General features: G+C 39.4%; 25 protein-coding genes and 1 pseudogene. 11 read left to right on the plus strand and 15 right to left on the minus strand.

Annotated elements, in window-relative coordinates; translation table 11 throughout:
• Nucleotides 1-30: 30 nt before the first annotated feature.
• On the plus strand, nt 31-495 hold the full coding sequence (locus IEV27_RS04455; RefSeq protein ID WP_188376242.1) for a YkyB family protein: 465 nt from the start codon (nt 31-33) through the stop codon (nt 493-495).
• A gap of 594 nt (nt 496-1089) precedes the next feature.
• Nucleotides 1090-1302 carry a hypothetical protein gene (locus tag IEV27_RS04460; RefSeq protein WP_188376243.1) on the plus strand — a complete coding sequence of 71 codons (213 nt, stop codon included), beginning with the start codon at nt 1090-1092 and terminating at the stop codon, nt 1300-1302.
• Nucleotides 1303-1332: 30 nt separating this feature from the next.
• Here the strand turns inward: IEV27_RS04460 and IEV27_RS04465 are convergent, their stop codons facing one another.
• The 6 genes from IEV27_RS04465 to IEV27_RS04490 form a co-directional block, all read right to left on the minus strand.
• Nucleotides 1333-2238: a chemotaxis protein gene (locus IEV27_RS04465; protein WP_188376244.1), complete on the minus strand. Its 906-nt coding sequence runs from the start codon at nt 2236-2238 to the stop codon at nt 1333-1335.
• A gap of 455 nt (nt 2239-2693) precedes the next feature.
• Nucleotides 2694-2882, minus strand: a complete 189-nt coding sequence (locus IEV27_RS04470) for a PLDc N-terminal domain-containing protein (RefSeq protein WP_188376809.1) — start codon at nt 2880-2882, stop codon at nt 2694-2696.
• Nucleotides 2883-2945: 63 nt separating this feature from the next.
• Nucleotides 2946-3335: a hypothetical protein gene (locus IEV27_RS04475; protein WP_188376245.1), complete on the minus strand. Its 390-nt coding sequence runs from the start codon at nt 3333-3335 to the stop codon at nt 2946-2948.
• 68 nt (nt 3336-3403) lie between these two features.
• The gene (locus IEV27_RS04480) at nt 3404-4102 is read right to left on the minus strand and encodes a DNA alkylation repair protein (protein WP_188376246.1); all 699 of its coding nucleotides are present in this window, start codon (nt 4100-4102) and stop codon (nt 3404-3406) included.
• Nucleotides 4103-4116: 14 nt separating this feature from the next.
• Nucleotides 4117-4968, minus strand: a complete 852-nt coding sequence (locus IEV27_RS04485; RefSeq protein ID WP_188376247.1) for a patatin-like phospholipase family protein — start codon at nt 4966-4968, stop codon at nt 4117-4119.
• A gap of 84 nt (nt 4969-5052) precedes the next feature.
• Nucleotides 5053-5199, minus strand: a complete 147-nt coding sequence (locus IEV27_RS04490) for an FbpB family small basic protein (protein ID WP_188376248.1) — start codon at nt 5197-5199, stop codon at nt 5053-5055.
• Nucleotides 5200-5304: 105 nt separating this feature from the next.
• Between IEV27_RS04490 and IEV27_RS04495 the strand changes: the two genes are divergently transcribed.
• A complete protein-coding gene (locus IEV27_RS04495) occupies nt 5305-6453 on the plus strand; it encodes an aminotransferase A (RefSeq protein ID WP_188376249.1) in 1149 nt (382 codons plus the stop codon).
• Between the two features lie 127 nt (nt 6454-6580).
• Nucleotides 6581-7102: a signal peptidase I gene (lepB, locus tag IEV27_RS04500; protein WP_188376250.1), complete on the plus strand. Its 522-nt coding sequence runs from the start codon at nt 6581-6583 to the stop codon at nt 7100-7102.
• 38 nt (nt 7103-7140) lie between these two features.
• Here the strand turns inward: lepB and IEV27_RS04505 are convergent, their stop codons facing one another.
• The 3 genes from IEV27_RS04505 to IEV27_RS04515 are packed head-to-tail and all read right to left on the minus strand — an operon-like array spanning nt 7141 to nt 7797.
• Nucleotides 7141-7272, minus strand: a complete 132-nt coding sequence (locus tag IEV27_RS04505) for a YvrJ family protein (RefSeq protein ID WP_188376251.1) — start codon at nt 7270-7272, stop codon at nt 7141-7143.
• A gap of 53 nt (nt 7273-7325) precedes the next feature.
• A complete protein-coding gene (locus tag IEV27_RS04510) occupies nt 7326-7538 on the minus strand; it encodes a DUF2922 domain-containing protein (RefSeq protein WP_188376252.1) in 213 nt (70 codons plus the stop codon).
• Nucleotides 7539-7572: 34 nt separating this feature from the next.
• Complete coding sequence (locus tag IEV27_RS04515; RefSeq protein WP_188376253.1) at nt 7573-7797, minus strand: DUF1659 domain-containing protein; 225 nt, start codon at nt 7795-7797, stop codon at nt 7573-7575.
• A gap of 734 nt (nt 7798-8531) precedes the next feature.
• On the opposite strand from IEV27_RS04515, the gene IEV27_RS04520 reads away from it, so the two are divergent.
• Nucleotides 8532-9029 carry a DoxX family protein gene (locus tag IEV27_RS04520; protein WP_188376254.1) on the plus strand — a complete coding sequence of 166 codons (498 nt, stop codon included), beginning with the start codon at nt 8532-8534 and terminating at the stop codon, nt 9027-9029.
• Between the two features lie 19 nt (nt 9030-9048).
• On the opposite strand, the pseudogene IEV27_RS04530 reads toward IEV27_RS04520, so the two are convergent.
• Nucleotides 9049-10731 (minus strand): annotated as a pseudogene (locus tag IEV27_RS04530) (sensor domain-containing protein).
• A 139-nt stretch (nt 10732-10870) separates the two neighbouring features.
• On the opposite strand from IEV27_RS04530, the gene IEV27_RS04535 reads away from it, so the two are divergent.
• Genes IEV27_RS04535 through IEV27_RS04550 form a run of 4 tightly spaced genes read left to right on the plus strand, consistent with a single transcriptional unit; the run spans nt 10871 to nt 14873 of the window.
• Complete coding sequence (locus IEV27_RS04535; protein WP_188376256.1) at nt 10871-11635, plus strand: carotenoid biosynthesis protein; 765 nt, start codon at nt 10871-10873, stop codon at nt 11633-11635.
• Complete coding sequence (locus IEV27_RS04540; RefSeq protein WP_188376257.1) at nt 11622-12284, plus strand: lysophospholipid acyltransferase family protein; 663 nt, start codon at nt 11622-11624, stop codon at nt 12282-12284. The genes IEV27_RS04535 and IEV27_RS04540 overlap by 14 nt, the downstream gene beginning before the upstream one ends.
• 13 nt (nt 12285-12297) lie before the next feature.
• Nucleotides 12298-13404: a glycosyltransferase family 2 protein gene (locus IEV27_RS04545; protein WP_188376258.1), complete on the plus strand. Its 1107-nt coding sequence runs from the start codon at nt 12298-12300 to the stop codon at nt 13402-13404.
• Entirely contained in the window at nt 13401-14873 is a 1473-nt protein-coding gene (locus IEV27_RS04550; RefSeq protein WP_188376259.1) for a phytoene desaturase family protein, read from the plus strand. The genes IEV27_RS04545 and IEV27_RS04550 overlap by 4 nt, the downstream gene beginning before the upstream one ends.
• Nucleotides 14874-14884: 11 nt before the next feature.
• On the opposite strand, the gene IEV27_RS04555 is transcribed toward IEV27_RS04550, so the two are convergent.
• The 3 genes from IEV27_RS04555 to IEV27_RS04565 are packed head-to-tail and all read right to left on the minus strand — an operon-like array spanning nt 14885 to nt 18686.
• Nucleotides 14885-15721 carry a phytoene/squalene synthase family protein gene (locus IEV27_RS04555; protein ID WP_188376260.1) on the minus strand — a complete coding sequence of 279 codons (837 nt, stop codon included), beginning with the start codon at nt 15719-15721 and terminating at the stop codon, nt 14885-14887.
• A 2-nt stretch (nt 15722-15723) separates the two neighbouring features.
• Nucleotides 15724-17205 (minus strand): phytoene desaturase family protein, encoded by a 1482-nt coding sequence (locus tag IEV27_RS04560; RefSeq protein ID WP_188376261.1) that lies wholly within the window; start codon nt 17203-17205, stop codon nt 15724-15726.
• On the minus strand, nt 17202-18686 hold the full coding sequence (locus IEV27_RS04565; protein WP_188376262.1) for a phytoene desaturase family protein: 1485 nt from the start codon (nt 18684-18686) through the stop codon (nt 17202-17204). Before IEV27_RS04565 ends, IEV27_RS04560 begins: the two co-directional genes overlap by 4 nt.
• A gap of 200 nt (nt 18687-18886) precedes the next feature.
• Here IEV27_RS04565 and IEV27_RS04570 point away from each other — a divergent pair, with 200 nt between their 5' ends.
• Together IEV27_RS04570 and IEV27_RS20055 are read left to right on the plus strand one after the other, a co-directional pair.
• Nucleotides 18887-19087, plus strand: a complete 201-nt coding sequence (locus tag IEV27_RS04570) for a hypothetical protein (RefSeq protein ID WP_188376263.1) — start codon at nt 18887-18889, stop codon at nt 19085-19087.
• Nucleotides 19088-19165: 78 nt separating this feature from the next.
• Nucleotides 19166-19318 carry a YjcZ family sporulation protein gene (locus IEV27_RS20055; protein ID WP_253922849.1) on the plus strand — a complete coding sequence of 51 codons (153 nt, stop codon included), beginning with the start codon at nt 19166-19168 and terminating at the stop codon, nt 19316-19318.
• Nucleotides 19319-19368: 50 nt separating this feature from the next.
• Here IEV27_RS20055 and IEV27_RS04580 read toward each other — a convergent pair whose 3' ends face one another.
• Together IEV27_RS04580 and IEV27_RS04585 are read right to left on the minus strand one after the other, a co-directional pair.
• A complete protein-coding gene (locus IEV27_RS04580; protein WP_188376264.1) occupies nt 19369-20730 on the minus strand; it encodes a TrkH family potassium uptake protein in 1362 nt (453 codons plus the stop codon).
• Nucleotides 20731-20770: 40 nt separating this feature from the next.
• On the minus strand, nt 20771-21196 hold the full coding sequence (locus tag IEV27_RS04585) for a YwpF-like family protein (RefSeq protein WP_188376265.1): 426 nt from the start codon (nt 21194-21196) through the stop codon (nt 20771-20773).
• Nucleotides 21197-21216: the final 20 nt, after the last annotated feature.

The raw sequence follows: 21216 nt of genomic DNA on the forward strand, positions 1-21216 counted from the left end.
TGGAAGATACTTGAAGAAAGGAGGACATGTATGCACTCAGATCATACAAACCGCGAATTAGCAGAGTCCTTGTTTATTGTGAATCGCCATGCCAAAACAGCTCCCCAGCCTAAACATTTATATGACATAAAAAAACAAGCGATCTCTAAGCTACTAAAAGAAAATAAAGCGAAGAAAGTAGGACTTCATTTCTCTGAGCATCCCAAATTCAGTAAACAGCATTCTACACTCCTCATTGAAATAGGCGGGTACTATTTTCATATTCCAGCTGAGAAGAAAGATTTCGATCAGCTTAAGCATTTAGGATCCGTTGACCAATCCTACCGAAACCCAAAACCTAAGCTGTCATTATCTAAAGCGAAACGAGTGCTTTATGATTATTTAGGTTGGGACCATAAAAAAGTGAGAACCACATCAACTTCTTACCAATCCCCCTCTTCGTTATTAGGTCAACAGAATATTACCCCGTGGAACCAACGACATAAGCGCCGATAAGCAGTCCAGCATACTGGACTGCTCAGCTTGTAGAGAAACCTTAGTTTTCTCTACATTTTTTAATACATGTGAAAGTTTCTTGTGTTGGATAGAATAAAGGGTTCCAGGAAACGACTCCCTTTCCATGGGCGAATGGTGTGCCTCCTCGGGCTTTATAGCCCTGCGGTGTCACACCTTATTCGTATCTCCCATAGGAGTCTCGCCGTTTCCTAAAACCCTTTTACGATAATCGACCACTCGTTAAAACTACGGAGAAGCCGTACCCTTGTGATAGTAGCAGGCCAGTTATTCTACGATGGTTCCAAAGCCTAATTTGATCAAAGGAACGGAAAAAAGTGACGACTCCTGCGGGTCGAGCAGACTGGAGAGGCCCCGGAGGTCGCAGACCGAGGAGACTTTCCGTCTTGCCCCGCGGAAAGCGGCGCTTTTTCCTGTTCCTTTACTCCAGACAAAAATGAAGGAACCACCACATAATCCCATATTATATTCGTCTAAGCTTTTTCAACAGCATGAGCAGTCCAGAATTCTGGGCTGCTTATATTATGTTTCGTGCGCTTCTAAAAAAGGTAAGTAACCCAATAGGAGGGTGATAAGATGACAATGAATCCTATGGACGATTTTCTTTACCACTTAAAGCGTTATATGGAATATACAACAGAAATGAGATCCTCTTATGAACATTTATCTGAGCATGAGAAAAAAATGATCTTAGAGGCTCATCCTGATGGAAATAGTCCGGAAGTGATTTCTAAGCAAGTTTATCAATGGCACGATACATTATTTAAAAGAATGGAAAAAGAAAAATAAAGAGAAGCCGGTTCCCCTCCGGCTTCTCTTTTATTTAATATAATGGTCAATCGTTTGGATTAAGTTCACTATTTCTGGTTTAGAGATTTGAGCATCCGCGCCTACTTTTTCTCCCTTATGTCTTAAATCTCGAGTAATTAAAGAAGAAAAAATAACAACCGGCAGCTTCTTCAAACTTTCATGGTCTTTTACTAGCTTTGTAAAATGATGACCATCCATTCTCGGCATTTCGATATCCGTAATGATAAGCTGATATTCATCTAGCGCATCTTTCCCTGCCTCTGCTAGTTGGATTAAGTGATCATAAGCTGCTTTTCCATCTTCAAAACAAGTGGTATGGACATACCCTGCTTCTTCCAATGTCTCTTGCAGTAAACCCCTGAGTAACCCTGAATCTTCTGCCATCAATATCTTTTTACTTGAACGTTCTCTTTCCCCTAATTCTTGGATTTGCTCGGCATGTACGCTTGTCTTCGGATTGATATCAGCTACCACTTTTTCAAAATCCAGCAAGAGCAGCAAATCTTCACCCTTTTTTATAACGCCCGTAATTTGCGTTTCCAATCCTTGATACATCTTCCCTGGCTTCTCTATTGATTCCCAGGAAATACGGTGAATTTGCGTAACGGTATGTACGTGAAACACAATTTTTGTTTGGTTAAACTCTGCTAAAATAAATTTGTCCTGCTTCGGATGATTTGAAGCCTCAAATCCTAATGCATGAGCCACATCAACGACAGGTACAATATTTCCTCGAATTTCAATAATTCCTTCCACTGCAGGATGAGAATGTGGGATTTTTGTAACTGGTAAAGGGTTAAGAATTTCTTTCACCTTAATGACATTAATACCAAATCTGTTGTTCCCTATGCTGAATTCTACAATTTCTAACTCATTCGTTCCACTTTCTAATAATATTCCTTGATCATTCTGCATTTGCCATTCGTCCTCTCCCTCATTACGTGCTTACCTCTAGAAGATATCATAATCTCCCCTCACGTAGTACCTAAGAACGATTCATTTACAAACAAATAGTTCTTTTGACATAGAAGAATTAAAGATACAGGCTGGGACAAAACTGAATAAAGCATAAAATTATCCGAACGATTCTGTAGAAATCCGCTCGGATGATTTATGTTACAGAGAATTCGCACCATCGCTCCGTCAAAATACTTCGCTTTCCGTGGGCACGGCCTCAGCTAACATGGTCAAGAAGTTCACTTGACCATGTTAGCTGAGGCTCGCGCTGTTCCCACTGGAGTCTATGCATTTTGACTACGCTAATAAGCTGCGTTAATCCTATTCAAATTTTATCGTTCTTTTTTTGACATCATTGCAAAAAAACTTGTAGAAATACCCAGGGTATCTCTACAAGCTGACAGCAGAACGCTTTAATCATTACGTATAATTAAGTATACAATTAACCCGACAACAGGAAAAAATAACGTCCCAAGAAGGACAACTAACGTAAAGCCCTGACTGTTTCCTTTTCGTTTTGAATCCCGATAGGCCCATACACTTGTCGCTATATTTAAAATAAAAAGAGCTAATCCAAATAAAATAAATAGTATAAAGAACATTCCTACTTCCAAACCTTTCACCTCCTCTATACTATACGAGAAAGCGAAATGAAACGTTTCAGTTTAAGCGACTTTTTTCGACCTTTTTCTAATGATTTTCGCCATCTTTTTCACACTTCTAACGAACACTAATAAAATCCCATACGTACTCATAGCCAATAAACTGATCGACCAGAAATAAGCAGGTAAATTCGTGGCCTGTCCATCGTAAGAATAACGATCTATTAACTGAAGAAAAAGAAAGCCTACAAAGATACAATTTACATAGCTTAAAAGGACCAGCCAATTTTTTGCCGTCATCCATTCAATCAACGGCTTCACCATCCACATCGTTCCAGCCATCAGTAGAAATACGAGACTAAATAGCAAGTGCCAGGCCTCTAACCCGAAAATTCGCAGCAAATCCTCATCAAACCAATTGTAAACAGCGTCTAATATTGAAAAGTCAACCATCGTAAATTCTCCCTTACGTTCGCTTTTCATCATTTTAGACACCGAAGTTTAAAATTATACTAATGTTCTCAGCTCACTTCGTATCCTTTTTGCTTCATCCACTTCAATCCTTCTCGCCTGCTAAGCGGGCGAAGCTCCTGCTTGTGAATGAATGCTGCAACTGCTGATGGGCTGGTTTTACTATATTCACGCAACGACCATCCAATCGCCTTTTCAATAAAAAACTCTTTTTCATGACGTAACGTTCTAATCGTCTGAAAAAGCAGTTCTTCATCTGTGTGTTCTTTACTTTTCAGTTGAAAAAGCACACTCGCCCTTCTCACCCATAGATTTGAAGAGTGAGACCACCGTTCGGTTAAAGGACGAAGATTCTCTGAATGGAACTTAAAGTATTGACCACATAAGTTGGAGCTGATCATATCGACCGTATCCCACCACGAATGATGAGAGATCAATTGCTTATATAAGGCAATAGAAGATATAGGAATCGACCCACGATAGCTGTCTAAAAGGGTTAAAGCGGCATAATGGCATTCTCTTTCCTTCTCTTTATAAAGAAGTTCCACGACTTGCACCGTTTCTGCATAACTTCTCTCAGGAAATAACGTCATCACTTCTTTTAGAATCTTTTTTCGCTCTGGCGTTTTAATACCATAAAAAGAGAATTTATTTTTCATATATTGTTCCATTGGCAATCGCTGATCATCGTTTCGGTTCTCTTGAAATGCAGTTACAATTGATTCATGTATAGAATAACTTCTACTCATCGGCTCTCTCCTTTTCAGGAAACAATAAAGGATTTTAAATCCTTAGCTCTATTTTTCATATCCTCATAACCTAGTTGATATAAGTGGTGAAGCTTATTACGGTTTCTTTCAATGCGATTCACCTTTAATGGCTGAGTGGGACGAATGACAAACGCCTGATGCGATTCTTCTAAATTTCGAATGGTCTCCATCGTTTTGTTATAAAACGAATGCCGGTTTTGCAGGGCTTGAGCAAAATGGGGATAGTTCTTATATTTACGCTGAAAGTACCAATTCCACTTCATTTTCGGTTTAATATACCCATCATTCCTCGTTAATACAATTACATGCTTTTTATTACCCGAATCAATGGAATGCTGAATAGGAATGGGATCTGAAATTCCACCGTCCATCAGTTCATGTCCTAAATAAGTAATACTAGGTGCTATTAAAGGCAGAGAGCTTGTAGCACGCATTATTTTCAATAGACTTTCACGATCTGGAAAATCATTATAATAGACAGGCGTGCCTGTTTTCATGTTCGTCGTGCCTACTACAAAGTTAGTGGAACGATTCATAAATGCCTCATAATCAAAAGGCACTAATTGATTCGGCAGCGTGTCAAAAATAAAATCCATACCAAACAATTGCTTGTGAGTCATCATACGTTTAAACGATATGTATTCGGGGTGATCACCGTATTCAACGAGCACTTTGTAATTCCGCCCTCTTTGCTTCGCCACATAAGAACTTCCATTGCAGGCTCCAGCAGAGGTGCCTGCCACATAGGAAAAATGAAGCTCTTCATCGAGTAGATAATCGAGAACACCTGCTGTGTAAGCTCCTCTCATTCCTCCACCTTCTAACACTAAACCAATCTGATCCATAACCCCCATCCTTTCTACCTATCAGTTTACCACGAACACGAAAAAAGCAACCACGAATGCGGTTGCTTTTTCATTATGATATGATCAGTTTATCATTTGGTTTTTATCTGTGTTTTTTACTCTTTTTTCGTCTAATTGGTCATCGATTTTATCTAAGGCTTGTTGATCATTTAATAGTTCTTGTTTATTCTGATCGACGAGCTCTTCAAATGAGATTCGATTCGGTCTCATGATCAAAACTCCTTTCCTTCAACTTCAAATTCATTGTAACAGAAAAAAATAAATGATAAATCAAAATTGTTTGAACATTTTGTTAACAATTGTGGAGGTAGTACTATGCAGAAAAAAATAAACCGTAAACTTTCCGATATTCAAATTTCAGGCATCCGTCAATTCTTTAATATGATCGGACAATATGAAGACGTCGTCTCTCTAACGATTGGTCAGCCTGATTTCTCTACACCCGATCATGTAAAAAACGCAGCGATTGATGCTTTACAAAATGATCGTACGACCTATACACATAATGCGGGAATTTTAGAACTCCGTACTGCTATAAGTAATTATGTAGAAGACAGCTTTGCCTTGACTTATGATCCTCTTAACGAAATCATTGTAACGGTAGGAGCGTCTCAAGCTATTGACATTACGCTTCGTACGATCATAGAGCCTGGAGATGAAGTTATCCTTCCCGGCCCTATATACCCGGGTTATGAACCATTAATAAAACTTGCAGGTGCTACTGTAAAATATGTAGACACGAGTCAGAATCATTTTAAATTAACAGCTGATCTTCTGGAAGAAGCCATCACAGAAAAAACAAAATGCGTAATTACTCCATACCCATCGAATCCTACAGGAGTATCCTTAACGAAAGAAGAACTTCGTGACATCTCACAGATTATTCGCGACAAAGAGATCTTTATGATTGCGGATGAAATCTATAGTGAATTAGTCTATGATCAAGATCATACGTCCATTGCCTCATTTACGGAAATTCGCGACCACGTGATTGTCATTAACGGAGTTTCTAAGTCTCATGCGATGACAGGATTTAGAATTGGCTATTTATTAGCCCCTGAATGGCTGGCCCAACAAATTCTTAAAGTACACCAGTACAACGTGTCTTGTGCCACGTCCATCAGTCAATATGCAGCACTAGAAGCTATAAAAAATGGGCAACATGATCCTAAAGTCATGAAAAACTCTTACCAAGAAAGACGAGAATATGTAATGAATCGATTGGATAAAATGGGATTAGAATACATCATTCCTGATGGCGCTTTTTACATTTTCCCAAAGTTTCCATCTGAAAAGTCAACCTTTGAAGCTGCGGTTGATCTAGTGGAGAAAGCAGGAGTAGCCCTTGTTCCTGGAAGTGCTTTTTCTTCCTATGGAGAAGGATACGTGAGACTTTCTTATGCTTACAGTAAATCAACTCTTGAGAAAGGTCTTGACCGATTAGAAAAATATTTAAAAGGCTAACCTTTTGTAAAAATTAATTAAATTTTAGTGACAAACGGACATCTTCTAAAAGAATAGAGTATTCTTATGGTAAAATAGGGATGTAACCATTGGATGACTATGGCTTTGTAAGAGAGGAAGAGTGAGATTGTCTGAACAAACGAAAAGAGAGTGGTTGGAGTGGATAAAAGCCATTGCCATAGCGATTGCGCTTGCTTTTGTATTACGCACCTTTTTCTTTGCCACGTCAATCGTTGAGGGAGCAAGTATGAACCCTACGTTAGAAAGCGGAGAAAGAGTTATGTTTAATAAAATTATCTATTATATAGATGAGCCGAATCACGGAGATATTGTAATTATAGAAAAACCAACTAAAAATTATGTAAAACGAGTGATCGGTCAACCTGGGGATACAATTGAATTTAAAAATAATCAACTATACGTGAATGAGCAGCCTCAAGAACAAACTTATTTGAATGAGCAATCGACAGCTGGTACCAGAGATTTTGGACCTGTTGAAGTACCTGAAGGCCGATACTTTGTAATGGGGGATAACCGCTCCGTTAGTAAAGACAGTCGAAATGGACTTGGCTTCGTGAGTGAAGATGAAATTATTGGCCGCACCGAACTCATTATTTATCCTTTTAACCAAATTAGCTTAACAAAATGAAAAAGCGTCCCATACCTATTAAAGGTAGGGACGTTTTTTTACGTTCGACCGGAAAATTGATGAAGAGTCTCTATCAGCACGTCTAGTTTTCCTTCAATGCGATGAAGCAAATAAAAAGTAACCGCGATCGGAAAACCTAGATCTGTAACTAAAGGAAGCCAGCCTTCCACTTCCATCACCTCTCTTATAAAAAAAGCCGCTGTGAAAGCGGCTTTTTTAATGATTATAGTTCCACAGCGGTTACGTTGCGTTCAACGATGCGAGCTTCTTTCTTCTCGACTAAATCACCGCCGCTTGAGTAGAAACAATTCTCTTCAATAATAGCATCCATAGCAGCATTTACATCCGCTTCGTTTACAGGTTCGCTTGGATGGTCAATAGATATGGTCACCACTTTTTCTTCTTCATTTGAAAACTTAAGTTCCAGCTTCTTCATAATCCCCCTCCTCTCTTAGTTATGGATTTTTTAATTAAAGGTCGACTAATACGGAACGATCATTACGTTCAATCGTTGATAACAAGTTTTCCTGAAGTGCTTCGATCGCAACGGCGACTTTATAAAGCTGTTCTTCGGTAGCTTCCATTTTTACGTTGTTGAATGATTTACGACGATACTTCACATTTCCTTTATCATCCGTTCCGTTTTCAAACACGAGCTGCAGCTGACTGTTAACCATATCTGCTGTGACTGCCATGTGAATCACCTCCTTTCACTTCTATAATCGTAAGAAGTATAAAAGAGGTGTTACTTATTTTAAGACTTTGTTAAATTTCGTTGAGGTGAGGTCGGAAAAACGGTTTTAACAGAGATCAAGAACAAAGGCGCAAGCGCCCGGGCAGACACGAAACGCATAAGCAAAACGGCTGGGGGGAAGGAGGCCTTCCCTTCCCCAGGGCGGATTGCTGAGTGTCTGGTCGCTGGAGCTGGATGTCGCTCTTTAAAAAATATCCACAGCTTGGAATTTTATAATTTCCTAGCCAAAAATAAAAAGTGAGCTCCATGACAGGAACTCACTTTTAGGATTTCTGTGTATTTAGATCGTAATCCTTATGTTATAACGTTTAGCCTCGGTCGAAGATACAGAACCCTATAAAACTAAACAAAACGACTAGACAGACAAGAAACATAACAATTTCTGTCATACCTTCACCCCCTCATCATTCATTCCTATTTTAGCAAATAATTCATAAAATAACTTCACATATTTTATATTTATCATAACACTTCACAGCCTGCTGCTTCACGGCTAAATGTGTAATAAAAATTATTCTTTTTATTTTACCATACCCTAAAGTTCACATAATAGTCACACATTATTGAATAGTTTGTGAAGTATTGAACAAACTATTCACATTTCCCATAGATCATTGTACTATAAAGATGTAAACAGATTGTGAAATGTTGAACAAACTAAAGGAGGAATTTTTCATGAAACAGTGGTTTACTGAACATGTGAGTGCAGCAATTATTTTATTAGGAATCCGTATTTATTTAGGTTACACGTGGCTGACTTCTGGTTTCGGCAAAGTTACCGGGGACTTTGATGCTGGTGGTTATCTTCAAGGGGCTATCGGCAAATCTCAAGGAGAAGAAGCGATTGTACAGGGGTGGTGGGCTGCATTTTTAGAAACCTTCGCCCTTCCTAACAGCGGCTTATTCAGTTTTTTAGTCATGTGGGGTGAAGTTCTTGTAGGAATAGCGCTGTTCATTGGATTGTTGACAAAAACAGGTGCATTTTTCGGAATGTTGATGAACATGGCTTTCTTATTAAGCGGAACGATTAGCACAAACCCTGAAATGCTTATTCTAGGGGCGTTAATTTTAGCAGCTGGAGCAAACGCAGGTCGTATAGGTCTTGACCGTTACGCAGCTGAATTTCTTAAAAATAAAGGGTATCCACTTTATAAGAAAACAGCATTAAACTAAGTTTTCCAGCATAGCTGTATCAGCTATGCTGGTTTTGGTCTGCTATAGCAGAATAAAAAACGTGCTGGCTCTTCCCTCTTTTCTTCGCTTCATATAAAGCGAGATCAGCGTGCTTCTTCATTTGAAACATCTGTTTGGCATCATCAGGAAATATACTAATTCCAATACTGCAAGAAAATGAAAAGGTATACCCTTGGATGAGAAAAGGATGATGAATGCGATTAATAATCCGCGTTGCCACCTCTTCAATATCTTGATTAGATTGAACTTCAGGAAGAAGAATGGCAAATTAGTCGCCGCCCATTCTAGCAACCACGTCTTTTTTTCTTACGGTACTTTTCAACCTTTTTCCCATCATGATGAGGAGTTCATCACCAACATTATGACCAAAATCATCATTTATCTGCTTAAATTGATCCCCATCCAAGTATAGGAGAGCGAAATTCCGGGTGGAAGATGACTGAGCCGCCATTTTCAGTTGATCATCAAATACTCTCCTGTTTGTCAGTCCCGTCAAGTGATCAGTGTACGCCATCTGCTTTAATTTTTCCTCTGCTCGCTTTCGTTTCGTAATTTCCCTGCTGGAAGCTACAACTTTCGTATAGTAACCCTTCTCATCCTTTACAGGGGTAAGTCTTGTTTCTACCCATAGAAATGTACCATTGCTCTTCCTCATTCTCACTTCATAACGGAGCTCACTCGAATGCTGTAAATAAGAAAGGGCATTCTCTTGAACAATATCTATATCCTCTTCATGCACATAGTCCGCGTAATGGTAACCCACCATCTCTTCTGAAGTATAACCGATGACATGCCAATGAGAAGGTGAAGCATATTGAATATACCCCTCCCGATCAATAATTTTTATTAGATCCTGAGAAAAATCAGCAATTAATCGATACCTTACTTCTGACTCTTTCAGTTTCAATTTTGTATGTACTTCATCCGTAATATCTTCTAAAGTCATGACCACTCTTATAAAGTTCCCGTTCTCATCCACTATCGCTGTTAAACCGATAGAAGCCATCATAATTTCACCGTCTTTACGATGAAGCTGCTGATCAAACCTTTTCAGCTTTTCACCTTTCTCTAGTAAAGTATAAAGTTCAAGGAAGTGGGCTTTGAGCTCAGGCTGCATATCAAACCAATTCATGTCATATAGTTCAGATTTTTGATAGCCAAAAACCCTATAAAAGGATTCATTTATTTTTAAGAAGTTCCATTCTAAATCAAACAATGCAAAGGCTTCTTCGGTATTCTCAACGTAAGACGAGAAAATCCTGTTTAAATAACGTACTTCCGGCGAATTCATCGTGTAAATGGAAATATTTTTTGTGATGGCTAAAATATAAGAGATTTGGGATTGATCGTTACGCAGCGGAAATAATGTCGTTTCAGCCAAGTACTGAACATTAGGGAAAATAACGGTATCATGGTAAGAGGTCTTTTGTTGAAGTATTAACACGTTGTGGTATTGTTCAGATAGAAAAGCCGCTTCACTATCTGGGAGGCACTCATGAAGGCTTTTTCCAATATTCATAGGGTTTAAGCGAGCTAACTCATAACCTGCTTCATTCATGAATTCATAAAAAAATTGATCATTTGAAACTTGCATTAGAAACACGCAGTCGCTCATTGAGCTGCCAAGTTCTTTGAGCAGGGGAATATGCGTTTCTTTTAAATATTTAGACACAATACTCATACAATTCCTTCTTTCAGCACATTCATTTAGTTTGATTCCTCTTTAATAGAGGTATTTGGTAATAAACGATTGCTTATTATTATACAATATTTTCAAGATTCAGCTACAATAGTTTTAATTTTTTTAGAAGAGGTGGACCATGTTAACTGGGATCTTTCGGTTTTTTATAGTTTGGTACATATGCGGCATTATATTATTAACATTTGACTGGCTTCCCCCATGGCTGGAATGGGCAAATAGCGTCTTCCTTATAACAGCCGGACTCATTGGCGGCATTTACTTCACTCAATTGTACGGCGTGATTAAAGGAATCACATATAGTTTCCTAATTATTGTTGTGAGCATCTATGTGGAGCATTTAGGAGTGGAAACGGGATTTCTATTTGGAGAATACCGGTATAATGAAAACTTCGGCTTAAAAATCGCAGATACTCCCCTAACAATAGGCTTCGCCTGGCTGCTTATCATTGGATGTTCTCATGAGATTGCCAGAGGCATTACAGTTTCTTTAAATGGCTGGTTGAAGGGGATTACGTTTTTAATCTTAGCGAGCCTGCTTGCTGTCACTATGGATTTGATCCTGGATCCTGTCGCCTATCACGTACAAGAGTACTGGCTATGGGAAGGTTCTGGCGTTTATTACGATATTCCATTTACGAATTTTGCTGGTTGGTTTATTTTAGCTTTTATCTTTCACGTTTTACATTTTGTTTTTTATCAACACTTATCAACCACTTCACCCGTTTGGCAGAAAAGAATGGCTTTTATGTTCGGAGCGATCATTTTTATGTTTAGCATTTTAGCGATTACAGGGGGCATTTATGGAGCTGCTATTTTAGTTATTGTCCTTGCACTTATCTGGTACGCTTTATATTATTGGAGGTTGCACGATGCTAAAAGCTAATAAAAGCCCCTGGATGATGTGGGGATTTACTCGTTTTAACCGTATGTTTCTTCATAGACATTTTCAAAACATTAAAATATGTAATTTAAATACAACCTCTATCCCTAAACGAAGCTTATTTATTGTCAATCATTCCAGCTGGTGGGATGCTCTTATTATTTTCTTTATAAATGATCAAGTCGTTCAATCAGATGCGTATGGCATGATGCATGAAGAAGGGATCAGACGTTTCCCTTTCTTTAGAAAAGTAGGTGTATATTCCATCAATCCTAAAGACCGTCGACACTTGCTCTCCTCCTTATCGTACAGCAAAGAGCTGCTGGAAAAAGACAAAACCGTATGGATGTTTCCACAGGGAGATGAGCAGCATTTAGAAAAAAGGCCGCTGGAATTTTCGAATGGAGCTTCTTATATTACAGAACATACGGAAGGAGTACAGGTTATACCTGTCTCACTTTATTACTCATTAGAACACACGAAAAAACCAAATGTGTATGCCTTAATTGGTCAACCTATTGATCGTTCGTTGTACAAAAAACTCTCTAGGAAAGAAAAGACACGACTATTTGAAAAGAAATCTACCGAACAGTTAGATGATTTAAAACAATTCGTCATTCAAGAGAAAGAAGAACCTTTTTCGTTTTATTGAGGGGGATGGATGCATGTTACTTACGATTGCTTTATTAATGACCATTTTGCTCAATGTATGGACAATCGCCAATAGCTTTTTTTTACCAAATCTACAAAAAGAAACAGCTGTAAAAGACAGGCCTAAGGTGTCTCTTCTTGTACCGCTTCGCGATGAAATTGAGCATGTGACAGAACTGATCCGCTGCCTAAAAGCCATCACTTATGCGAATGTAGAGTTTATTTTATTAGATGATCACTCTGAAGATGGTACATACGAAGCCCTGCTAAATGAGACGTCCAACGACCCTCGTTTCATTATTATTCAGGGTCACCCGCTGCCTGAAGGATGGAACGGCAAAGTCCATGCCTGCCATCAATTATCACAGCATGCCAGCGGAGATTATTATTTGTTTCTTGATGCAGATGCCAGGGTAAGCCCTTCGATTATTGAACGTTCACTCGCCACGCTTCAAAAGCGAAAGGCGTCGATGCTAAGCGGCTTCCCTCATTATCCGAATCATCATGTTCTTTCGCATTTGCTTGTCCCGCTTCAGCACATGGTTGTTTTTTTACATTTACCATTAGCTGTAGCTAATTTCACAAGGCTTCCTGCCTTCACCGCAGCATGCGGCATCTTTATCTTTATAGAAAGAAAAGCATATGATGCCATTGGAGGCCATCAAGCCGTAAAAGGGTCCCTCGTGGAGGATGTACATATCGCGAGAGAAGTTAAAAAACATGGTTTTTCTATGATTCTCTGCAACATAACAGATGGTGTGGTTTCCTACATGTATGATTCCTCTAAAGAGACGTGGGAAGGATTCAAAAAAAACATTTACACTGGAATTGGACGTTCTCCCGTCATGGTTGTATTCTTAACAAGTTTATATATTGGTTTATTCCTCTTCCCCTTTGCTTTAGGCGTTTATGGAATCGTAAGCGGACAAACCGCTTACTTCCTTCCTTTTTTACTTACCGTTACTTTTAAAATGTATGTGGATGCACGAACACGTCATCCCTTATGGTTATCGTGGCTGCTACCTTTCTCAGCAGCTCTATTAATTGCTCTTTTATTTGCATCGATGATGGTGCATCTTCGAGGAAAATCTTATCAATGGAAAGGACGGTCTTACGAATGAAGACAATAATTGTTGGAGGAGGTCTAGGAGGATTATCTGCTGCTATTTATCTCGCTAAAGAAGGGGTAGATGTTCATCTTTATGAAAAGAATGAACATTTCGGAGGTAAAATGATGCCGATTAATCAAGATGGATACCATTTCGACTTTGGCCCAAATACGATTACGATGCCCCATGTCTTTAAAGATGTACTTTCTCAAGCAGGGCTAAATCCAAACGAAGAGCTGCCTTTTCTATCGATCGAAAACCATACAAGAAATCAATTCACTGACGGAACAACCATCGATTTTTCATCAAATCCATCCTTTATGAAAGAGCAGTTACGGGAGATCGATCCTAAAGCAGCTTCTCACTATGACGAATTTCTTCAAGAAGTTGAAAAGCTTTACCACCTTTCGAACCGGTATTTTTTAAATCGAACCTTTTCGAGTTGGAAGGATTACCTTTCCCCTCCTCTTGCTCGAGCAATGACGAAAGTTCGTCCACTGCAATCGATGGATCGTTTTTTCAAGCACTATTTCAATCATCCTCAAATGGTACAAGCGCTCAATCGGTATGCCACGTATATCGGCTCAAGTCCTTACGCTTCTCCAGCTACATTTGCGATGATCGCTCATTTAGAGTTAAGTGATGGGGTCTATTATGTACGAGGTGGAAATACAAAAATTGCAGACAGCTTTGTGAAAGCAGCAAAGAAATTAGGCGTTCATCTCCATTCTTCTACTGAGGTAGAGAAACTGATCGTAAAGAGGGATCGTATTTCAGGCGTCAAGCTCTCTACAGGAGAGAAAGTAGAAGCAGACCGTGTGATAGTAAACGGAGACCTATTAGAAGCCCTGCCTGCGCTACTTACTGAGGAGGAACGTCCTTCTTTTAAGGACAAAAAAATCCGCTCCGTTGACCCATCGACTTCAGCGTTCGTCATCACTGCCGGATTGGATACACGTCTCGATTCGCTTAACCATCACCACGTCCTTTTTTCATCGAATTATCAAGAAGAGTTTCAAACCCTGAGGCAAGGAGAATACAGTTTTGATCCTACGATTTATATAAGTACCTCTTCAAAAACAGACCCAGATGTATCACCCAAAGGAGATAACTGCTTTATTCTCGTCAATGCACCTGCTGATCAAGAGCACAACGCTCCCTCGGCTTCAGCATATCGAGATTTAATCTATGAAAAGCTCTATGAAGCTGGATTACCTCTGGCTGCTCATGTAAAAAATGAACAGACCATTACACCGGGGGCTATCCAACATCGCTTTCGAGCATTTCATGGAGCCATCTATGGACCATCCTCGAACTCGAGGGTTCAAGCTTTTCGAAGACCCTTTAATCAGTCGAGTGATTATAAAAACTTGTATTTTTGCGGTGGAAGCACACATCCAGGAGGAGGATCTCCAATGGTTGTATTAAGTGGACAAAACGTAGCTGATAAGATTCTTGGAAAAATACGATTTGTAGAATAATAAAAAGCAAATTATTGCATTTCAGCAATAATTTGCTTTTTTTGTTGATCAGACACATAATTGCGTTTTCTAAATACTTCATAATGGTTATCGCGGACAGAATTCAAAATTGCGCGATACATATAGGCCGCTCCTTTTACGGGCGTACGTGAATACAAAGGATAGAGAGGCAGGGTGCCTAACGCATTTGCATAATAAACCTCTGCATCACTTGCTAAGTCTTCCCATAAAGCAATGAACGATTCATTTACTCTACCCTCTACGAGATCCTTAGTAGAGTAACGATACCTTCTTAACAATTTCTTTGGAAGATAAATACGTTCTCGTTCAAGATCCTCTCCCACATCACGTAAAATATTTGTAATTTGCATCGCGTACCCAAGCTCAATAGCCCCTTGTCTAAGCTCCTTCTCTTTGCCTGGAGCAATAACAGGCAGAAGCATGAGGCCAACCGTACTGGCTACATGGTAACAATAATGGAGCAAGTCCTCTTTATCTTCAATCAAAAATGGGCGTAAATCCATCCACTGTCCCTCGATCATTTCGTGAAAAGGCGCAGGATCAATCGAAAATTTATTAAATACGTCTTCAAGAGCGACCCACCCAGGGTGACTGCTTTCAAGGTTTCCATCAAGGAATAAATTGAATTCTTCAGCGAATTGAGTGAGTTCAGTTTCGGGATTCTCACCCTCATCTACAATATCATCAACGCGACGGCAAAACGTATATATCGCCCAAACTGCTCTTTTCTGATCCTTAGGTAACAGAGAGAAGGCTTTAGAAAAAGTTTTAGAATGTTGATCAATCACACGTTTACAATAGTCATAAGCTGTATTTAATTCCGTCATCGTTACCCACCTCGCTTATAATTATGTCTGGTCATTCCTTCACTTTGCAAATGATCTGACAACAGTTTTGCCCCTTGCATAACGATTGGTACGCCGCCGCCTGGGTGAACGGAAGCCCCCACCGCAAACAAATTATCGATTGGATAAGGCTGCAGCTGCGGGCGGAAAACGCCTGACTGGAACAGGGTTGGTGCAATACCAAAGCTTCCCCCTGCGAATAATCCATCTTTCTCTGCCTGCTCAGGATTTCTTACGTTCATCCATTCAATATGATTTCTCAAATCAGGAAATCCCCGTTCTTCCATTTCATCGATCACTGCTTCAATTAGCTGGTTTTGCTGATTCCAGTCTACCGTTTTCACTGCAGGTACTGGAATCAGTGTATAGAGTACTCCTTTTCCCTCTGGCGCTAAACTGGAATCCACTAACGATGGATGAAACGTATAAAAGGATGGATCATCAGGCAAAGATTTATCAGAAAAGACCTGTTTCATATGACGATCAAAGTCTTCTGACATAAAGAATTGATGGATCGCTTCGTTCGGATAATTTTTATCCAGTCCCATATATAACAGCAGACAACCAGAGGATGGCGTGTAGGTCCGCTTATTTCTATGGGTGGAGTCTAACAATCGGTCCATGATGGGAAAATCTCCATTCAACACTACTTGATCGACAGAGACCTGTCTTCCGGAAACTTGTAAAGCCTGTACCCTCTTATTTACGATAGGCAGATGCTCGACCTCACTTTGTGTATGAATCTTCACCCCTCTATTGACTAACTCACGTTCAATTAATTCGACTAAGTGAGCATACCCGCCTTTTAAATACCAAATGCCATGCGTATGCTCGCTATAAGAAACGAGTGAATACATCGCTGGTGATTGTTCCGGATGTCCGCCAATGTATAACGTCTGCAGCGTATAAGCTTCAACTAACCGCTCGTCATTAAAGTAACTCCGCATCATCCGCTTTACATTTTGGTAAGCCTTCAGCTTTATTAGAGTTTGGATATTCTTTCTTGTAAAGAAAGACTTCTTATCCACGAAGGATCGTTCTAGAAATTGTTCCTTTCCTTCCATGAAACGTATCTTCATATCTTTTAAAAAGCGTTCATAGCCTTTCTCATTCCCAGGAAACTTCTTATTGAGCTCCTCTAATTGTTTTTCTTTATCTGCATATTTCGTATAGGTGGAACCATCCTTGAAGTGGATATGATACAAAGGATCGCATCGTTGAATCGGAATATCTTCTCTGTTCATTCCTCCTTCTGCTAGGATCTCCATCAGCGTTTCCGGCAGAAGAATAATGGTAGGCCCTTGATCGATCTTAAACCCTTCATTCCTCTCATAAGCTAAGCGACCGCCCAGCTGTTTGTTCTTTTCAAAAATCGAAATGTTGTGGGTTTCTTTATTCGATAACAATAAAGCTGTAACTAAGCCGCCAATCCCGCCGCCAACAATGGCTATATGAGGTTTTTTCATTGAGCCACCTCCTCTTCATTGAGCCAGTTGGTTGTGATCCTTGCTGATTCTAAAATCGTAGGCAGCCCACTACCTGGGTGAGTCCCTCCACCTACAAGCCAGCAATTGCTTAATTCTTCAAAACGGTTATGCGGACGGAAATACATCATTTGAGAAAGCTGATGGCCCATACTAAAGGTAGCACCCTTGTGTACAAAATGGTCCGTTTCCCATTGCATAGGTGTGAGTACTTTTTCCTCTACAATGTGCCCACTTAAATCGTTAAACCCAGTTTTCTTCTCCACTTCATCTAGAATCAGCTGTTTGAATTGATCTTGTTTACCTGCCCAGTCAATTTCAGAATAATTGTTCGGAACAGGCGCTAAAATATAGATAGCCGAATGCCCATCTGGGGCTAAAGTATCGTCCGTTACACTGGCATTATGAATGTAAATGGATGGCTCTTCAGAAAGGACAAGGTCCTTCGTCATTTCTTCTACATTCTTTTTATAATCCTCAGCAAACAAAATCGTATGATGAGGCATATCGTAAAGCTTGTCTGCTCCTATATAAATCATAAAAGTAGAACATGAGTATTTCTTTTTTTCAAGCTTCGGCTGAGAATATTTTTTTAAAACGTCTCCTTTAATAAAGTGGTTCATAGCATGAGCAAAATCTGCATTAACAATGACTTCATCTGCTTCAAACGATGCACCAGATTCTAATGTAAGCGACGTGATTTTTTTATCTTGTAAAATAAATTCTTGGACACCTTCATTTAAATGAACCGTGCCTCCGTGTTCGTCTACCACTTTAGCCATGGCCTTTGAAAGTTGGTTCACTCCCCCGATAGGATGGAACACCCCGTATTCGTGTTCCATATAGGATAATATGGAAAAGGCACCTGGACACTCCCAGGGCGACATGCCTAAATACTTTGCTTGAAACGTAAAAGCAATTTTCAATTTTTCATCCGTAAAGTACTGAGAAAGCACATCATAGACTGATTTTCCTAATGACAGCTGTGGTAATGCTTTAAGTGCGCGTATACTTACGTAATCCCTTAAGCGATGATGCCGTGTTTGCAATAAAGGCATAAGGGCTTTCATTTTCTTCCTTGTATCGTGCATAAACCGAAGGTATCCCTGTTCATTCCCGGGAAAATGCTTTTTAATTTCTTCGATCATTTTATTTTCATCACGGTACATCGGTACACGTTTATTAGAAAATTGGAGTTCATACATAGGGGATAGCTCAACTAAGTCTAAATAATCGTGAACATCACGATTTGATTGAGAAAAAATCTCCTCGACGATATGAGGCATACTTAAAAACGTAGGACCAATATCAAATGTATATTCTCCTAATTTAAAATGCCCGTTTCTTCCTCCTACGTACGGTTGTTTTTCAAAAACATGTACATCATGTCCCTGACTAGAAAGAATCATGGCTGATGCTAATCCACCAGGTCCAGCTCCTACAATCGCTATTTTCTTCGGCATAACACGCACCTGCTTCCTCATACAAAACTTATACAAAAAGTATACAAAGAATATGTACCTTTTTTCAATTGATCACACTCTTCCAATGTGCTCTGGGGTTTTTACTACCTAACTTTACCCTTCTTCCCCCTAATTTAAGCTCACTTGCGTTCATAGTACGTGCCGTTTTGTGCAAGATAAGAAGAAGGAGGAAAGACGATATGAATAACCAACGAATATCATCTTTACAAGAAGACATGAGAACACCATTGCTGTTAGGTGACTTAAAAGATGAGCACATTAACCACTGGCACAATGAACTGGAAGATGAGTATAAGAATCTACAACATAAGCTCGAGCACGGGTTAAATCAGCCCTGCAAAATTGTAACGATTGCCGTCTACACTTTTATCGATTTATAGGTCTCAATCTGGGTATATCCCCATACCACCTCCATTTGCCTGCATAGGCTAAAGAGTAATCATTCAGGAGGTGAGATGATGTACGAAAACAGTCCTTACGCAAATAGTCCTTATGCAAACAGCCCTTACGGCGGCTACGGACGCAGATGCCCTAGACCCGGCAGCAGCTTTGCGTTAATCGTGGTGTTGTTCATTCTTTTAATCATCGTAGGTGCGGCATTCTACTGCTAAGCTAAATGTTAAAAATAGCTGTCTCCAATATCATGGAGACAGCTATTTTACTACCCAATAAGAATCCGTTCTTTAGGGAAATGATATTTTGATTTTTTCTTGTCCTTATACAAACTAAACAGAAATGTTAAAATACCAATTCTTCCAATGAACATTAACATCATTAAAAGTAATTTTCCAAAAGTAGATAAGCCCGGTGTAATGCCTAATGATAGACCAACTGTGCCAAATGCCGAACAAACTTCAAAGATAATTTCATTTAGTGAGAAATCCTCGGTTATGGATAGAGCTAAAATCGACAAAAACACGGTAAATAAAGCCATTATTGTAACAACCACCGCACGATTTAAATCTTCATGATGGATTTCACGACGAAATACGCGAATATTATTTTCTCCTCGTGCAAACGTTAAAATGAAGATCACTACTAATGCAAAAGTCGTCGTACGAATACCGCCCCCCACACTGCTCGGAGATGCACCTATAAACATTAAGGACGACATAAAAATGTGGGTGTGTTCTGCAAATTCACTAATATCCATTGTTGCGAGCCCGCCACTCCTAGTGGTTACAGATTGAAATAATGCGTAGAAAAAACTTTCGTGCCAAGACTTATCAGCAAAGAAATGATTAAACTCTAACAAATAAATCATCACCCCGCCAAAAACAATTAACGCAAAAAAAGTAAATGACGTCAGCTTTGCGAATAAGGAGAACTGAATGGTACGTTCTTCCACGTTGTTAAACAAATACTGCTTCACTTCAATTAGAACCGGAAATCCTATGGCCCCTGCTACAATTAAAATCATATTAATAAATTGTACAAAATAATCATTACGAAAAGGAATTAACGATTCTCCCGTAATGTCAAAACCGCCATTTGTCATCGCACTTATAGCACCAAAAAAACCTTGCAGATAGGCTTCTCCAGGATCATAATATTGCAAAAAATAAGTTCCTAATGTGAGAAACCCAACGAATTCTATAATTAAGACAACGATCACAATTTGCTTAACCATTCGAACCATGCCCTGGAAGGAAGAACGATTATGGTCTGTCATAATTAATCGCCGTTCTCGCAAACCTATTTTCTTGCCTAAGACAAGCCAAATCATCGTACCTACTGTCATAACCCCGATGCCGCCAAACTGGAGCACGAAAGCGAGAATAAAATATCCCGTCGTACTAAACGTTTCGGCCGTTGGAACCGTTGTTAAGCCTGTTACACTTACTGCACTAACCGCCGTAAACATAATATCGATAAATGCTAACTCTACTCCAGGCTTGTGTGCAACAGGAAGAGCAATCAATATGGATGAAATCGTTACTGCAAATAAATAAAACAATGCGATTAATTGGAAAGGGGATAATTCATTAATCCATCTCCAATTTCGCTTTCTCACCCACAACATAAACACAAGCCCCTTTTACAATCTTTTATGTATAGGCGAATTACGTGCCTGCTTCTTCGCCTCGTCTTTTAAACTCTTCTAATAAGTCTTCTCCTTGGTAGCCTTCATCTAAAAGAGTTTTTAAAACTTTTTCAATGTGCTCTCTTCTGCGGTCTACCATTGTACACATAAATATTACATTCATATCATTTCCAATCATGTTGGTATCAATCACATTCGCTAAGAAAGTGGCTGGCTGATTACTGCTTTTCGTAATCTTCACTTGAATAAGCAGTTCTTCAGAATTGGTTAAAATTTGATGAAAGTAATCTTCATATTGATTATCTACGTAAGCTTCAATGACCCAGCGGCCTCGGTCGTCTTCGCGATTAATAATTAATCCGTCGTTTAATTTAATGCGGCGCTGTGTAATATCCTCATTTTTCTCTTCCACAATATCAAGGGAAACCAGCTTGAATGTTTTCACAACCTCTAGCACCTCCGATT

It is taken from the genome of Halobacillus andaensis, from assembly GCF_014636475.1.
Lineage (GTDB): Bacteria > Bacillota > Bacilli > Bacillales > Halobacillaceae > Halobacillus_A > Halobacillus_A andaensis.

What these genes read in the sequence shown, in the direction of transcription:
- IEV27_RS04475 (WP_188376245.1), bottom strand. Translation starts at nt 3,335, where the DNA reads ATGGTTGACTTTTCAATATTAGACGCTGTTTACAATTGGTTTGATGAG.
- IEV27_RS04570 (WP_188376263.1), top strand. Translation starts at nt 18,887, where the DNA reads ATGAATAACCAACGAATATCATCTTTACAAGAAGACATGAGAACACCA.
- IEV27_RS04545 (WP_188376258.1), top strand. Translation starts at nt 12,298, where the DNA reads ATGTTACTTACGATTGCTTTATTAATGACCATTTTGCTCAATGTATGG.
- IEV27_RS04480 (WP_188376246.1), bottom strand. Translation starts at nt 4,102, where the DNA reads ATGAGTAGAAGTTATTCTATACATGAATCAATTGTAACTGCATTTCAA.
- IEV27_RS04540 (WP_188376257.1), top strand. Translation starts at nt 11,622, where the DNA reads ATGCTAAAAGCTAATAAAAGCCCCTGGATGATGTGGGGATTTACTCGT.
- IEV27_RS04560 (WP_188376261.1), bottom strand. Translation starts at nt 17,205, where the DNA reads ATGAAAAAACCTCATATAGCCATTGTTGGCGGCGGGATTGGCGGCTTA.
- IEV27_RS04555 (WP_188376260.1), bottom strand. Translation starts at nt 15,721, where the DNA reads ATGACGGAATTAAATACAGCTTATGACTATTGTAAACGTGTGATTGAT.
- IEV27_RS04470 (WP_188376809.1), bottom strand. Translation starts at nt 2,882, where the DNA reads ATGTTCTTTATACTATTTATTTTATTTGGATTAGCTCTTTTTATTTTA.
- IEV27_RS20055 (WP_253922849.1), top strand. Translation starts at nt 19,166, where the DNA reads ATGTACGAAAACAGTCCTTACGCAAATAGTCCTTATGCAAACAGCCCT.
- IEV27_RS04495 (WP_188376249.1), top strand. Translation starts at nt 5,305, where the DNA reads ATGCAGAAAAAAATAAACCGTAAACTTTCCGATATTCAAATTTCAGGC.
- IEV27_RS04460 (WP_188376243.1), top strand. Translation starts at nt 1,090, where the DNA reads ATGACAATGAATCCTATGGACGATTTTCTTTACCACTTAAAGCGTTAT.
- IEV27_RS04580 (WP_188376264.1), bottom strand. Translation starts at nt 20,730, where the DNA reads ATGTTGTGGGTGAGAAAGCGAAATTGGAGATGGATTAATGAATTATCC.
- IEV27_RS04565 (WP_188376262.1), bottom strand. Translation starts at nt 18,686, where the DNA reads ATGCCGAAGAAAATAGCGATTGTAGGAGCTGGACCTGGTGGATTAGCA.
- IEV27_RS04490 (WP_188376248.1), bottom strand. Translation starts at nt 5,199, where the DNA reads ATGAGACCGAATCGAATCTCATTTGAAGAGCTCGTCGATCAGAATAAA.
- IEV27_RS04520 (WP_188376254.1), top strand. Translation starts at nt 8,532, where the DNA reads ATGAAACAGTGGTTTACTGAACATGTGAGTGCAGCAATTATTTTATTA.
- IEV27_RS04515 (WP_188376253.1), bottom strand. Translation starts at nt 7,797, where the DNA reads ATGGCAGTCACAGCAGATATGGTTAACAGTCAGCTGCAGCTCGTGTTT.
- IEV27_RS04550 (WP_188376259.1), top strand. Translation starts at nt 13,401, where the DNA reads ATGAAGACAATAATTGTTGGAGGAGGTCTAGGAGGATTATCTGCTGCT.
- IEV27_RS04510 (WP_188376252.1), bottom strand. Translation starts at nt 7,538, where the DNA reads ATGAAGAAGCTGGAACTTAAGTTTTCAAATGAAGAAGAAAAAGTGGTG.
- IEV27_RS04455 (WP_188376242.1), top strand. Translation starts at nt 31, where the DNA reads ATGCACTCAGATCATACAAACCGCGAATTAGCAGAGTCCTTGTTTATT.
- IEV27_RS04535 (WP_188376256.1), top strand. Translation starts at nt 10,871, where the DNA reads ATGTTAACTGGGATCTTTCGGTTTTTTATAGTTTGGTACATATGCGGC.
- IEV27_RS04485 (WP_188376247.1), bottom strand. Translation starts at nt 4,968, where the DNA reads ATGGATCAGATTGGTTTAGTGTTAGAAGGTGGAGGAATGAGAGGAGCT.
- IEV27_RS04465 (WP_188376244.1), bottom strand. Translation starts at nt 2,238, where the DNA reads ATGCAGAATGATCAAGGAATATTATTAGAAAGTGGAACGAATGAGTTA.